Below are 13,885 nucleotides of genomic sequence, written 5' to 3'. Positions count from 1 at the left end.
ACATGAACCCGAGCCCATGACCCGCATCCACAAGACCGTCCTCATCCTCGCCGCCGTCATCGCCCTGGTGCTCGGCCTGACCGTCAGCAAGGTGCTCAACGCGCCGCAGCAGACCGACCCGACGGCGCTGGCCGACGCCGGCATCATCCTGCTGCCGCAGAGCCGTGCCCTGCCGGCGTTGAGCCTGACTGATGAGAACGGCCAGCCACAGGCCGTCGACCAGCTCAAGGGGCGCTGGACCCTGCTGTTCTTCGGCTACACCTTCTGCCCGGACATCTGCCCGACCACCCTGGCCGAGCTGCGCCAGCTCAAGGCCCAGCTGCCGCCCGAGGTGCTCGAGCGCTACACGGTAACCATGGTCAGCATCGATCCCAACCGCGACACCCCCGAGCAGCTCAGGCAGTACCTCGGCTACTACAAGGCCGGCTTCACCGGCCTGACCGGCGAGCTGGCGCAGATCCAGCAGCTGGCCAACGCGGTGAGCATCCCGTTCATTCCCGGCGACACCAGCAAGCAGCACTACACCGTCGATCACAGCGGCAACCTGGCGCTGATCGGCCCGGACGGCCGCCAGCGCGGCTTCATCCGCGCGCCGCTGAATCCGACCAAGCTGGCGGCGCAGCTGCCGCAGGTGCTCAAGCAGGAGTGATCTTGTGTGGGAGCAGATTTATCTGTGCTGGGATCGCCCCTGGCGCGAATGAATTCGCTCCTACCGGGCGCAGAAACGACAAGGGCCACCCCGCGGGGTGGCCCTTGTCGTTACGGATGGCAAAGCCGGCGTCAGCTGCCCTTCACCGTCTCCTCCATGGCCTGGATGATGGCGCGCTTGCGGTGCTCCTCGGCGCGGCGGGTGAAGTACCAGGCGAGGAAGGTGAACAGCGACACCACCAGCAGGATCAGGCTGGCCACCGCGTTGATCTCCGGCTTCACCCCCAGGCGCACGGCGGAGAAGATCTCCATCGGCAGGGTGGTGGCGCCGGGGCCGGAAACGAAGCTGGCCAGCACCAGGTCGTCCAGCGACAGGGCGAACGACATCATCGCCCCGGCCGCCAGCGACGGCGCGATCATCGGGATGGTGATGAGCAGGAACACCTTCCACGGCCGCGCGCCCAGATCCATGGCCGCCTCCTCGATCGACAGGTCCAGCTCGCGCAGGCGCGCCGACACCACGATCGCCACGTAGGCGGTACAGAAGGTGGTGTGGGCGATCCAGATGGTCAGCAGGCCGCGTTCGGCCGGCCAGCCGATCAGCTGGGCCATGGCGACGAACAGCAGCAGCAGCGACAGACCGGTGATCACCTCGGGCATCACCAGCGGCGCGGTGACCATGCCGCCGAACAGGGTGCGGCCGCGAAAGCGCGGGATGCGGGTGAGCACGAAGGCGGCCAGGGTGCCCAGCGCGGTGGCGGCGATCGCCGTGTAGCAGGCGATCTCCAGCGAGCGGCCCACTGCGCTCATCAGCTGGCGGTTGTCGAGCAGGCCGGCATACCAGTGCAGCGACCAGCCGCCCCAAACCGTCACCAGGCGCGAGGCGTTGAACGAGTAGATCACCAGGATCAGCATCGGCAGGTAGATGAACAGCATGCCGGCGACCAGCATGACGCCGGAGAAACTGAAGCGCTTCATGCCTTGCCCTCCCGCTCTTGCGCCGGGTTGCGCTTGAACAGGGAAGATGCCGGCATCAGCCAAACACTCACGCTCATACCTTGCCCTCCAGTTCCTTGGCCTGGTTGCTGTTGAACAGGGAAGATGCCGGTACCAGCCAAACATTCATGCTCATACCTTGCCCTCCAGTTCCTTGGCCTGGTTCCTGTTGAACAGGATGATCGGTACCAGCAGGATCGCCAGCATCACCACCGCCAGCGCGGCGGCCACCGGCCAGTCGCGGTTGTTGAAGAACTCCTGCCACAGCACCTTGCCGATCATCAGGGTTTCCGGGCCGCCGAGCAGCTCGGGGATGACGAACTCGCCGACCACCGGGATGAACACCAGCATGCAGCCGGCGACGATGCCGTTCTTCGACAGCGGCACGGTGATCTTCCAGAAGCTGCTGATGTGGCGCGCGCCGAGGTCGGCGGCGGCTTCCAGCAGGCTGGGGTCGTGCTTGACCAGGTTGGCGTACAGCGGCAGGACCATGAACGGCAGGTAGGCGTAGACGATGCCGATGTACACCGCGAGGTTGGTGTTGAGGACCTGCAGCGGCGTGTCGATCAGGCCGATGCCCTGCAGCAGGGCATTGAGCAGGCCGTTGTTGCTGAGGATGCCCATCCAGGCGTAGACGCGGATGAGGATCGCGGTCCAGGTCGGCATCATGATCAGCAGCAGCCACACCGTCTGCATTTCCCGGCTGGCGCGGCTGATCGCGTAGGCCATCGGGTAGCCGATCAGCAGGCACAGCAGGGTGCTGATGGTGGCGATCTTCAGCGAGCCGAGGTAGGCCGCCAGGTACAGCTCGTCCTCGCTGAGGAACACGTAGTTGCCGAGGTTGAGCAGCACGCTGAGCTGGTTGTCGGCCCAGCTGACGATCTCGGTGTACGGCGGGATGGCCACTTCGACTTCGGCGAAGCTGATCTTCAGCACGATGGCGAACGGCAGCAGGAAGAACAGCAGCAGCCAGAAGAACGGCACGCCGATGACCACTTGGCGACCGGAGGGCAGTAGGCGCTTGAACGGGCTCATGACTGCAGCACCACGCCGCTGTCGTCGATCCACGACACGTACACCGGGTCATCCCAGGTCGGGCGCTGCACATGGCGCTCGGCGTTGGTCATGAACGCCTGCACCACCAGGCCTGAGGGCAGTGCAACGTGGTACACCGAGTGACCGCCGAGGTAGGCGATGTCCTGCACCTTGCCGGTCGACCAGTTGTAGTCGGCATGCTCCAGCTCGGGCGGCTCCATGCTCAGCAGCAGCTTTTCCGGGCGCAGAGCGTAGGTCACGTGCTTCTCTTCGGCGCGGGTGGAGATGCCGTGGCCGATGTAGATCGGCCGCTCCAGTTGCGGGCAGGCGATCATCGCGTGGTCGGGGTCGTCTTCCACCAGTTCGCCCTCGAACAGGTTGACGCTGCCGATGAACTCGCAGACCAGGCGGCTGGCCGGGGTCTCGTAGATGTCCATCGGCGTGCCGACCTGAGCGATCCAGCCCTGGTGCATGATGGCGATGCGCCCGGCCATGGTCATCGCCTCTTCCTGGTCGTGGGTGACCATCATGCAGGTCACGCCGACCCGCTCGATGATCTCCACCAGTTCCAGCTGCATCTGCGAGCGCAGCTTCTTGTCCAGCGCCCCCATCGGCTCGTCGAGCAGCAGCAGCTTGGGCCGCTTGGCCAGCGAACGGGCCAGGGCCACGCGCTGGCGCTGGCCGCCGGACAGCTGGTGCGGCTTGCGCCGGGCGTACTGGCTCATCTGCACCAGCTTGAGCATCTCCGCCACGCGTTCCTCGATCTCGGCCTTGGGCAGGCCGTCCTGCTTGAGACCGAAGGCGATGTTCTGCTCCACGCTCATGTGCGGGAACAGCGCGTAGGACTGGAACATCATGTTGATCGGCCGCTCGTAGGGCGGCAGGTCGGTGATGTCCTGGCCGTCCAGGTAGATGCGCCCCTCGCTGGGGCGTTCGAAGCCGGCGAGCATGCGCAGCAGGGTCGACTTGCCGCAGCCGGAGCCGCCGAGCAGGGCGAAGATCTCGCCCTTGTGGATGGTCAGCGAGACATCGTCGACCGCCACCATCTCGTCGAACTTCTTGGTCACCCGGTCGATCTTGACGAGGATTTCCCTGGATTGCGCGCTGGTCACGGCTTTCTTTTGGGCAGTGGGGGCTGTCGCCATCTAATACTCCCAGAGCTGGCGAACCCGGCAGTCTGGCCGGGTCGGGTAAGTGGGGGTCATTGGCCGGACTTGATGCGCGTCCAGCTACGGGTCATGAGGCGCTGCACATTAGCCGGCAATTGCGCAGAAACAAAGAGCCGATCCAGCACTTCTTGCGGTGGATAGACGGCAGAGTTGCCGCGCACCTCGGCATCCATCAGCGGGCCGGCCTTGAGGTTGGGGTTGGCATAGCCGACATGCTCGCTGACCGCGGCGATCACCGCCGGCTCCAGCAGGTAATTGATGAAGCGGTGCGCCTCGTCCACGTTCTTCGCGTCGGCCGGAATGGCCAGCATGTCGAACCACAGGTTGGCGCCCTCGCGGGGGATGCTGTAGGCGATCTGCACGCCGTTGCCGGCCTCCTCGGCACGGTCGGCGGCCTGCAGCACGTCGCCGGAGAAGCCGGCGGCCACGCAGATGTCGCCATTGGCCAGGTCGGCGATGTACTTGGAGGAGTGGAAGTAGGTCACGTGGGGGCGGATCGCCCGCAGCTTCTCCTCGGCTTTGGCGTAGTCGTCGGGATTCTGGCTGTTGGGGTCGAGGCCCAGGTAGTTGAGCATGGCCGGGATCATCTCGTCGGCCGAGTCGAGGAAGGCCACCCCGCAGGCGGACAGCTTCTCGATGTTCTGCGGCTCGAACAGCACGGCCCAGGAGTCGATGCGCTCGATGCCGAGCACCGCCTTGACCTTGTCGACGTTGTAGCCGATGCCGTTGGTGCCCCACAGGTAGGGCACGGCGTACTGGTTGCCGGGGTCGTTGCGCTCGAGCTGCCGCATCAGCTGCGGGTCGAGGTTGTCCCAGTTGGGCAACTGGCTGCGGTCGAGCTTCCGGAACGCGCCGGCCTGGATCTGCCGGCCGAGGAAGTGGTTGGACGGCACCACCACGTCGTAGCCGCTGCGCCCGGCGAGCAGCTTGCCCTCGAGGGTCTCGTTGGCGTCGAACACGTCGTACTGGGCGACGATGCCGGTCTGTGCCTGGAAGTCGGCGAGGGTGGTTTCGCCGATGTAGTCCGACCAGTTGTAGATGTGCACGCGCGGCGCCGCCTGCAGCGGGGCGCTGAGCACCAGCGCGGTGGCCGCGCCGAGCAGCAGGGCGGTGGGGGATGGGGTCTGCACGGGTGAGTCCTCCTCGGAGCGGCCGGCGGCGCTTGCCGCCGGCACCTGATCAAGCGTACCCGGCAGTCCGCGGCAGGCACTGCCGCGGTCCCTGGTGGCTTACTGGCCGGACTTGATCTTGGTCCAGCTGCGGGTCATGTCGCGCTGCACCTTGGCCGGCAGGTCGACGGTGGTGTACAGCTTCTTCATGGTCTCGGCGCTCGGGTAGATGCCCGGGTCGTTGCGGATCTCCTCGGCCACCAGCGGGGTCGCCGCGGCGTTGGCGTTGGGGAACTGCACCTCGTCGGTGATCTCGGCCATGATCTCCGGCTGCATCAGGAAGTTGATGAAGGCGTGGGCGCCGGCCGGGTTCTTGGCGTCGGCGGGGATGGCCACCATGTCGAAGAAGGTGCCCGCGCCTTCCTTGGGAATGTTGTAGGAAACCTTCACGGCGCCACCGGCTTCCTCGGCACGCGACTTGGCCTGGTAGACGTCACCCGAGTAGCCGACCGCCACGCAGATGTTGCCGTTGGCCAGGTCGGAGATGTACTTGGAGGAGTGGAAGTAGGTCACCGACGGGCGGATCTTCAGGAACAGCGCCTCGGCTTCCTTGAGCTGCTTGGGATCCTGGCTGTCGGTCGGATAGCCCAGGTAGTGCAGGGCGATCGGCAGGATCTCGGTCGGCGAGTCGAGGAAGCTCACCCCGCAGCTCTTCAGCTTCTCGATGTTCTCCGGCTTGAACAGCAGGTCCCAGGAGTCCACCGGGGCGTTGTCGCCGAGGGCGGCCTTGACCTTCTCCGGGTTGAAGCCGATGCCGATCGAGCCCCACATGTAGGGGATGGCGTACTGGTTGCCCGGGTCGCTGACTTCCAGGGTCTTCAGCAGGTCCTTGTTGAGGTTGTCCCAGTTGGACAGCTTGGCCTTGTCCAGCGGCTGGTAGACCTTGGCCTTGATCTGCTTGGCGAGGAAGTTGTTCGACGGCACCACGATGTCGTAGCCCGACTGGCCGGCCAGCAGCTTGGCCTCGAGGGTCTCGTTGCTGTCGTAGACGTCGTAGACCACCTTGATGCCGCTCTGCTTCTCGAACTTCTCCAGGGTGGTCGGCGCGATGTAGTCGGACCAGTTGTAGACGTGCAGCACCTTGTCGTCGGCCTGGGCCGCACCGGCCACGGTGACGGCCAGGCTGGCCGCGAGGAGGGTCTTGGCGAATGCTTTCATCGGGTTGTGCTTCCTGTTGTTCCTAATGGTTTCCTGTGGCGCGCCGTCGGCATCCGCACCCCCGGTGAGTCTGACCAACGCACGGTGGCAGAGTCTGGCAAGGACTGCCGTGGCGCTCAACTGCCCGTTGCAAATCAGCGGCCAGGTTGCGACCGGTTCCCCGTGCCGCTCAGCCGCGCAGCTCGGCGGCGGTGGCATCCAGGCACTTGCGCGCCAGGCTGACCAGCTCGTCGATCTGCTCCGGCGTGATCACCAGCGGCGGCGAGACGATCATGGTGTCGCCCACCGCGCGCATGATCAGGCCGTTGCGGAAGCAGTGCTCGCGGCAGCGCATGCCGATGCCGCCCTCGAAGCGGGCACGGGTCTTCTTGTCCCTGACCAGCTCCAGCGCACCGAGCATGCCCAGGCCGCGGGCCTCGCCGACCAGCGGGTGATCGCTCAGCTCCTGCCAGCGTTTCTGCAAATAGGGTGCCGTTTCCTGCTTGACCCGCTCGACGATCTTCTCCTCGCGCAGGATGCGGATGTTCTCCAGCGCCACGGCGGCCGCCACCGGGTGCCCGGAATATGTGTAGCCGTGGTAGAACTCGCCGCCCTCGGCCAGGGTCTGCGCCACGTGGTCGCGGACGATCACCCCGCCCATCGGGATATAGCCGCTGGTCAGGCCCTTGGCGATCGGCATCAGGTCCGGCTCCAGGCCGTAGTACTGGCTGCCGAACCACTCGCCGGTGCGGCCGAAACCGCAGATCACCTCGTCGGCGACGAACAGGATGGCGTACTTGGCGAGGATCTGCCGTACCCGCGGCCAGTAGCTGTCCGGCGGAATGATCACCCCGCCGGCGCCCTGGATCGGCTCGGCGATGAAGGCGGCGACGTTGTCCTCGCCGACCTCGAGGATCTTCTTCTCCAGCTCGTTGGCGGCCCACTCGCCGAAGGCGTGCGGGTCCATGGCGCCGCTCTCGCCGTACCAGTACGGCTGGGCGATGTGCTCGATGCCGGGGATCGGCAGGTCGCCCTGCGCGTGCATCGCCGCCATGCCGCCGAGGCTGGCGCCGGCCACCGTGGAGCCGTGGTAGCCGTTGATCCGGCCGATGATCACCTTCTTCGACGGCATCCCCTTGATCGCCCAGTAGTGGCGCACCAGGCGCAGCACGGTGTCGTTGGCCTCCGAGCCGGAGCCGGTGAAGAACACGTGCTGCATGCCCGGCGGGGCGATCTCGGCGATCGCCGCGGCCAGCTCGATGGCCGGCGGGTGGGCGGTCTGGAAGAACAGGTTGTAGTAGGGCAGCTCGAGCATCTGCCGGTGCGCGGCGTCGGCCAGTTCGCGGCGGCCGTAGCCGACGTTGACGCACCACAGGCCGGCCATGCCGTCGAGGATCTTGTGCCCCTCGCTGTCCCACAGGTAGACGCCGGAGGCCTTGGTGACGATGCGCGCGCCCTTGGCGCCGAGCTGTTTGTAGTCGCTGAACGGGGCGAGCAGGTGCTCGCGGCCGAGGGCCTGCCACTCGGCGGTGCTGCGTTGCTGGGTCATGCGCGGTTCCCCCTGATCAAAGGTGCAAGGGCTGAAGACTCATACCGAGAGCAGCAGGAATTCCCGCTCCCAGGAGCTGATCACCCGTTTGAAGTTCTCGTTCTCGACCCGCTTGACCGCCACGTAGCCGCGGCAGAAGCGCCGGCCCAGGTAGCGCTCGAGGGTCTGCGACTGTTCCATGGCCTCCAGCGCCGCCTCGAGGTTGAGCGGCAGGCGCAGGTTGCGCCGCTGGTAGGCGCGGCCCTTGACCGGCGGGGTCGGGTGCAGGCCCTCGACCATGCCGACGTAGCCGCACAGCAGGCTGGCGGCGATGGCCAGGTAGGGGTTGGCATCGGCGCCCGGCAGGCGGTTCTCCACCCGGCGGTTCTGCGGGTTGGCGTCCGGCACACGCAGGCCGACGGTGCGGTTCTCCTCGCCCCACTCGACGTTGACCGGCGCCGAGGTGTCGGGCAGGAAGCGGCGGAACGAGTTGACGTTGGGGGCGAACAGCGGCAGCGCCTCGGGAATCAGCTTCTGCAGGCCGGCGATGTGGTTGAGGAACAGCTCGCTCATGCTGCCGTCCTCGCTGGAGAACACGTTGCGCCCGGTCTGGCGGTCGACCACGCTCTGGTGCAGGTGCATGGCGCTGCCCGGCTCGCCGGTCATCGGCTTGGCCATGAAGGTGGCGGTGACACCGTGCTTGAACGCCGCCTCGCGCAGGGTGCGCTTGAACACGAAGATCTGGTCGGCCAGCTGCAGGGCATCGCCGTGACGGAAGTTGATCTCCATCTGCGCGGTACCTTCCTCGTGGATCAGGGTGTCCAGATCCAGGCCCTGCGCCTCGCACCAGGCGTACATGTCCTCGAACAGCGGGTCGAACTCGTTGGCGGCGTCGATGGAGAACGACTGCCGGCCGGTCTCCTGGCGCCCGGAGCGGCCGACCGGCGGCTGCAGCGGATAGTCGGGGTCGTCGCAACGCTGGGTCAGGTAGAACTCCATCTCCGGCGCGACGATCGGCTGCCAGCCGCGCTCGGCGTACAGTTTGAGCACGTGCTTGAGCACGTTGCGCGGCGACAGGTCGGTGGGGTTGCCGACCTTGTCGTAGCTGTCGTGGATGACCATGGCGGTCGGCTCGGCGGCCCAGGGCACCAGGAACACCGCGTGCTCGTCCGGGCGGCAGAACATGTCGATGTCGGCCGGGTCGAGCAGCTCGTAGTAGGTCTCGTCTTCCACGTAGTCGCCGGTCACGCTCTGCAGCAGCACGCTCTCCGGCAGGCGCATGCCGCGCTCGGCGAGGAACTTGCTGGTCGGCGCGATCTTGCCGCGGGCGATGCCGTTGAGATCGGTGACCAGGCACTCCACCTCGATGATCTTGCGTTCCTGCAGCCAGCTGCTCAGGCGGTCCAGCTTGGTGGCCATAACGACCTCGAATTGTCCGTAGTCCGTTACAGCATGGCTCAGCGCTGCGCTGCGCGCTCGCGGCAGGCGTCGCCGAAGGCGCGGAAGATCGCCAGATAGGCCGGATGCTCGGTTACCCGCCACTCCGGGTGGAACTGCACGCCGAGGGCGAAGGTGCGCGCGCGCGCGACGGAAAACGCCTCGACCAGGCCGTCCGGCGCCACGCCCTCGACGCGCAGGCCGGGCGCCAGGCGCTCGACGCCCTGGCCGTGCACCGAGTTGACCTCGAACTGCGGCGCCAGGCCAAGCCGCTCGAGCAGACCGCCGGGCTGCACGTGCAGCGGGTGACGCAGGCCGTACTGCACCTCCAGCGGCGCTTCGTGGTCCTCGCGGTGGTCCATGAACGGCCCGGCCTCGTGCACGCGCTGGTGCAGGCTGCCGCCGAAGGCCACGTTGATTTCCTGGAAGCCGCGGCAGATGCCCAGCAGCGGCACGCCGGCGTCCACCGCCGCGCGGATCAGCGGCAGGGTCAGGCCGTCGCGCGCCGGATCGTGATGGGTGTCCGGCGCGCTGCCCGGGCCCTGATAGTGGTGTGGCTCGACGTTGGACGGCGAGCCGGTGAGCAGCAGACCGTCGACGTGCTCGAGCAGGCCGGGGATGTCGATCAGTCCGGGCATGGCCGGGATCACCAGCGGCAGGCCGCCGGCGGCGACGGCCACGGCGCGCAGGTACTTGTCGCCGGCAATGTGGAAGGGGTGCAGTCCGATCTGTTTGCTGCAGGCGCTGACGCCGATCAGGGGCTGGCGGGACATGGGGCACCGGTGGTCGTCGGTTGAGGGTCTGGCTCGAGATTAGCCTTGTTCGATTTTTTCGACAACCGTTGCCGGTTTGCCTGAACACGGGCGATCAATGGCTGCCGGGAGCGGCCGTTGGGCAAGCTTTTGCCGCCCCGAAATCGGTCGCTGTGCCCAAACAACGTGCAACATTTGGGCCTATTGACAACCCATGGCCTTTGGGATTGACTCAAAACCATACCGGCACGTGCTTGAAATTTTTAACAAAGATAAGGTGTCCCATCATGTTGGCCGCTACGAGTGCCGTTCTGCTCGACGAAGCGAACGAGTTCCTTGCGGAACATCCCGAGGTCCAGTTCTTCGACCTCCTTATTGCGGACATGAACGGCGTGGTGCGTGGCAAGCGCATCGACCGCAGCAATCTGCTCAAGGTCTACGAGAAGGGCATCAACCTTCCGGCGTCGCTGTTCGCCCTGGATATCCAGGGCACGACCGTGGAAAGCTCTGGCCTCGGCCTGGACATCGGCGATGCCGACCGCGTGTGCTTCCCGATTCCCGGTACCCTGTGCCTGGAGCCCTGGCAGCGCCGGCCCACCGGCCAGCTGCTGATGACCATGCACGAGATGGAAGGCAAGCCGTTCTTCGCCGATCCGCGCGAAGTGCTGCGCCAGGTGGTGCAGCGTTTCACCGCCATGGGCCTGACCGTGTGCGCCGCCTTCGAGCTGGAGTTCTACCTGATCGACCAGGAGAACGTGAATGGCCGCCCGCAGCCGCCGCGCTCGCCGATCTCCGGCAAGCGTCCGCAGGCGGTGCAGGTCTACTCCATCGACGATCTCGACGAGTACGCCGACTGCCTGCGCGACATCCTCGACGGTGCCCACACCCAGGGCATCCCGGCCGATGCCATCGTCAAGGAAAGCGCCCCGGCGCAGTTCGAGGTCAACCTCAACCACATCGCCGACCCGCTCAAGGCCTGCGACTACGCCGTGCTGCTCAAGCGCCTGATCAAGAACACCGCCTACGACCACGAGATGGACACCACCTTCATGGCCAAGCCCTATCCGGGCCAGGCCGGCAACGGTCTGCACGTGCACATCTCGCTGCTCGACAAGGACGGCCGCAACATCTTCGCCGCCGAGGATCCGCTGCAGAACGACGCCCTGCGCCACGCCATCGGCGGGGTGCTGCAGTCCTTGCCGGCGTCGATGGCGTTCCTCTGTCCCAACGTCAACTCGTACCGCCGCTTCGGCTCGCAGTTCTACGTGCCCAACGCACCGTCCTGGGGCCTGGACAACCGCACCGTGGCCCTGCGCGTGCCGACCGGCAACCCGGACGCGCTGCGCATCGAGCAGCGCGTCGCCGGCGCCGACGCCAACCCCTACCTGCTGATGGCCTCCCTGCTGGCCGGCGTGCACCACGGCCTGACCCACCTGATCGAGCCGGGCGAGCCGATCGAGGGCAACTCCTACGAGCAGGTCGAGCAGAGCCTGCCCAACAACCTGCGCGACGCCCTGCGCGCGCTGGACGACAGCGAGATCCTCGCCCGCTACATCAATCCCGACTACATCGACATCTTCGTCGCCTGCAAGGAGCACGAGCTGGAGGAGTTCGAGCACTCGATCTCGGACCTCGAGTACAACTGGTATCTGCATACGGTGTGAAGGCTGGAGCAATACCTTGGGCGGTCCGGCTTTGGGGTGATGCCCGAATGTTCATGGCGGGCCTGCGGCCCGCATCGCCGTGAGGGCGCGCCTCCCACAAGAGCGCGTGCCCGGCGATCGCCCCTGCCATTTGACCCTGCCGCCATCCTCTGCCAGCTTGAAGGCACCTGTCCTGTCTCGTCACGAGGTCGCCATGTCCCGCATCGTCACCGTCGCCGCCACCCAGATGGCCTGTTCCTGGGAGCGCGCCGCCAACATCGCCAACGCCGAGAAGCTGGTGCGCCAGGCGGCCGCGCAGGGGGCGCAGATCATCCTGCTGCAGGAGCTGTTCGAAACCCCGTACTTCTGCCAGAAGCCCAATCCGGACTACCTGCAGCTGGCCAACCCACTGGAAACCAACGAGGCCATCGCGCACTTTCGCAAGGTCGCCCGCGAGCTGGCGGTGGTGCTGCCGATCAGCTTCTTCGAGCGGGCCGGGCGCGCGCGCTTCAACAGCGTGGCGATCATCGACGCCGACGGCAGCCTGCTCGGCGTCTACCGCAAGAGCCACATTCCCGATGGCCCCGGCTACCACGAGAAGTACTACTTCAACCCCGGCGACACCGGCTTCAAGGTGTGGAACACCCGCTACGCGAGGATCGGCGTCGGCATCTGCTGGGACCAGTGGTTCCCGGAGTCGGCGCGGGCCATGGCCCTGCTGGGTGCCGAACTGCTGTTCTACCCGACCGCCATCGGCAGCGAGCCGCACGACCCGACCATCACCTCCCGCGCGCACTGGCAGCGCGTGCAGCAGGGCCATGCCGGCGCCAACCTGATGCCGCTGATCGCCAGCAACCGCATCGGCCGCGAGGATCAGGACGACTACCACATCACCTTCTACGGCTCCTCGTTCATCGCCGACCCGTTCGGCGCCAAGCTCGCCGAGCTGGGCGAGCACGAGGAGGGCGTCCTGGTGCACAGCTTCGACCTCGACCAGCTGGAGCACCAGCGCAGCGCCTGGGGGGTGTTCCGCGACCGCCGGCCGAATCTGTACGGGCCGCTGGCCACCCTGGATGGCGCACACAGGTCCGAGTGACCGCGCGGCAATGCTCCCCTCGCCCATTCATGGTCGAGGGGCTGGAGGAGCGGGTATCTCGGCTGGCCACCCTCTCCCCGACCCTCGCCCGCCAGCGGGAGAGGGGGTTCTCATCTCCTGCATCAGGTATCCGCCATGACCACCCTCAACACCACCCCGCGGGCCGACGGTTTCCGCATGCCGGCCGAATGGGAGCCGCACCGCCAGACCTGGATGGTCTGGCCGGAGCGCCCGGACAACTGGCGGCTCGGCGCCAAGCCGGCGCAGGCCGCCTTCGTCGCCGTGGCGAAAGCCATCGCCCGCTTCGAGCCGGTGACCGTGTGCGTCAGCGCCGCACAGTACGCCAACGCCCGTGCGCGCCTGGCCCATGGCGACATCCGCGTGCTGGAGATGAGCAGCGACGACGCCTGGGTGCGCGATACCGGGCCGACCTTCGTGGTCAACGCCAACGGCGAGCTGCGCGGAGTGGACTGGACCTTCAACGCCTGGGGCGGCTTCGACGGCGGCCTGTACGCGCCGTGGAACCACGACGACCAGGTAGCCGGCAAGATCCTCGAGATCGAGCGCTGCGCGCGCTACCGCACCGAGGGCTTCGTGCTGGAGGGCGGCGCCATCCATGTCGACGGCGAGGGCACCCTGCTGACCACCGAGGAGTGCCTGCTCAACCCCAACCGCAATCCGCAGCTGAGCCGCGGCGAGATCGAGGCGGTGCTGCACGCCCACCTGGCGGTGGACAAGGTGATCTGGCTGCCGCACGGCCTGTTCAACGACGAGACCGACGGCCACGTCGACAACTTCTGCTGCTTCGTGCGCCCGGGCGAGGTGCTGCTGGCCTGGAGCGACGACGAGCGCGATCCCAACTGGTCGCGCTGCCGCGCCGCGCTGGCGGTGCTCGAGCAGGCTCGCGACGCCAAAGGCCGCGCGCTGACCGTGCACCGCATGCCGATCCCCGGGCCGCTGTACGCCAGCGCCGAGGAGTGCGCCGGGGTCGATCTGGTCCCCGGCAGCCAGCCTCGCGATCCGTCGATCCGCCTGGCCGGCTCCTACGTCAACTTCCTGATCGTCAACGGCGGCATCGTCGCGCCGAGCTTCGCCGACCCGCATGATGCCGGAGCCGAGGCCATCCTGCGCCGCCTGTTCCCCGCGCACGAGGTGGTGATGGTGCCGGGGCGGGAGATCCTCCTCGGCGGCGGCAACATCCACTGCATCACCCAGCAGCAGCCGGCGCCGCAGGGACGCTGAGCCGGCACCAATGAAAAGGGCCGGCTCCCTTGC

Annotated in this window: 12 protein-coding genes; 4 read left to right on the top strand and 8 right to left on the bottom strand. The window is 66.9% G+C overall.

The features are described 5' to 3' along the window. The first annotated feature begins 16 nt into the window (after positions 1-16). A complete protein-coding gene (locus BM297_RS11955) occupies positions 17-649 on the top strand; it encodes an SCO family protein (protein WP_092431763.1) in 633 nt (210 codons plus the stop codon). A 131-nt stretch (positions 650-780) separates the two neighbouring features. Here the strand turns inward: BM297_RS11955 and BM297_RS11950 are convergent, their stop codons facing one another. From BM297_RS11950 to BM297_RS11915, 8 genes are all read right to left on the bottom strand, one after another. After that, complete coding sequence (locus tag BM297_RS11950) at positions 781-1,626, bottom strand: ABC transporter permease subunit (protein ID WP_092431760.1); 846 nt, start codon at positions 1,624-1,626, stop codon at positions 781-783. Between the two features lie 150 nt (positions 1,627-1,776). Then, positions 1,777-2,679, bottom strand: coding sequence for an ABC transporter permease subunit (locus BM297_RS11945; RefSeq protein ID WP_092431758.1), 903 nt, complete (start codon positions 2,677-2,679; stop codon positions 1,777-1,779). Then, positions 2,676-3,824 (bottom strand): ABC transporter ATP-binding protein, encoded by a 1,149-nt coding sequence (locus BM297_RS11940; RefSeq protein ID WP_092431756.1) that lies wholly within the window; start codon positions 3,822-3,824, stop codon positions 2,676-2,678. The genes BM297_RS11945 and BM297_RS11940 overlap by 4 nt, the downstream gene beginning before the upstream one ends. A 56-nt stretch (positions 3,825-3,880) precedes the next feature. Further along, a complete protein-coding gene (locus tag BM297_RS11935) occupies positions 3,881-4,954 on the bottom strand; it encodes a polyamine ABC transporter substrate-binding protein (RefSeq protein WP_092431824.1) in 1,074 nt (357 codons plus the stop codon). 123 nt (positions 4,955-5,077) lie between these two features. Then, positions 5,078-6,175: a polyamine ABC transporter substrate-binding protein gene (locus tag BM297_RS11930; RefSeq protein ID WP_092431755.1), complete on the bottom strand. Its 1,098-nt coding sequence runs from the start codon at positions 6,173-6,175 to the stop codon at positions 5,078-5,080. A gap of 169 nt (positions 6,176-6,344) precedes the next feature. Beyond that, positions 6,345-7,703, bottom strand: coding sequence for an aspartate aminotransferase family protein (locus tag BM297_RS11925; RefSeq protein ID WP_092431753.1), 1,359 nt, complete (start codon positions 7,701-7,703; stop codon positions 6,345-6,347). Between the two features lie 39 nt (positions 7,704-7,742). Next, entirely contained in the window at positions 7,743-9,101 is a 1,359-nt protein-coding gene (locus BM297_RS11920; protein WP_092431751.1) for a glutamine synthetase family protein, read from the bottom strand. Positions 9,102-9,139: 38 nt separating this feature from the next. Beyond that, positions 9,140-9,892, bottom strand: coding sequence for a gamma-glutamyl-gamma-aminobutyrate hydrolase family protein (locus tag BM297_RS11915; protein ID WP_092431749.1), 753 nt, complete (start codon positions 9,890-9,892; stop codon positions 9,140-9,142). A 266-nt stretch (positions 9,893-10,158) separates the two neighbouring features. Here BM297_RS11915 and BM297_RS11910 point away from each other — a divergent pair, with 266 nt between their 5' ends. The 3 genes from BM297_RS11910 (at position 10,159) to aguA (ending at position 13,852) form a co-directional block, all read left to right on the top strand. Then, positions 10,159-11,535 (top strand): glutamine synthetase family protein, encoded by a 1,377-nt coding sequence (locus BM297_RS11910; RefSeq protein ID WP_092431747.1) that lies wholly within the window; start codon positions 10,159-10,161, stop codon positions 11,533-11,535. Between the two features lie 193 nt (positions 11,536-11,728). Continuing rightward, entirely contained in the window at positions 11,729-12,610 is an 882-nt protein-coding gene (gene aguB, locus BM297_RS11905; RefSeq protein ID WP_092431745.1) for an N-carbamoylputrescine amidase, read from the top strand. A 135-nt stretch (positions 12,611-12,745) separates the two neighbouring features. Further along, positions 12,746-13,852 carry an agmatine deiminase gene (gene aguA, locus BM297_RS11900; RefSeq protein ID WP_092431743.1) on the top strand — a complete coding sequence of 369 codons (1,107 nt, stop codon included), beginning with the start codon at positions 12,746-12,748 and terminating at the stop codon, positions 13,850-13,852. Positions 13,853-13,885: the final 33 nt, after the last annotated feature.

Source organism: Geopseudomonas sagittaria, from assembly GCF_900115715.1.
Classification (GTDB): Bacteria; Pseudomonadota; Gammaproteobacteria; order Pseudomonadales; family Pseudomonadaceae; genus Geopseudomonas; species Geopseudomonas sagittaria.
This window is presented reverse-complemented; position numbering and strand designations above follow the sequence as displayed.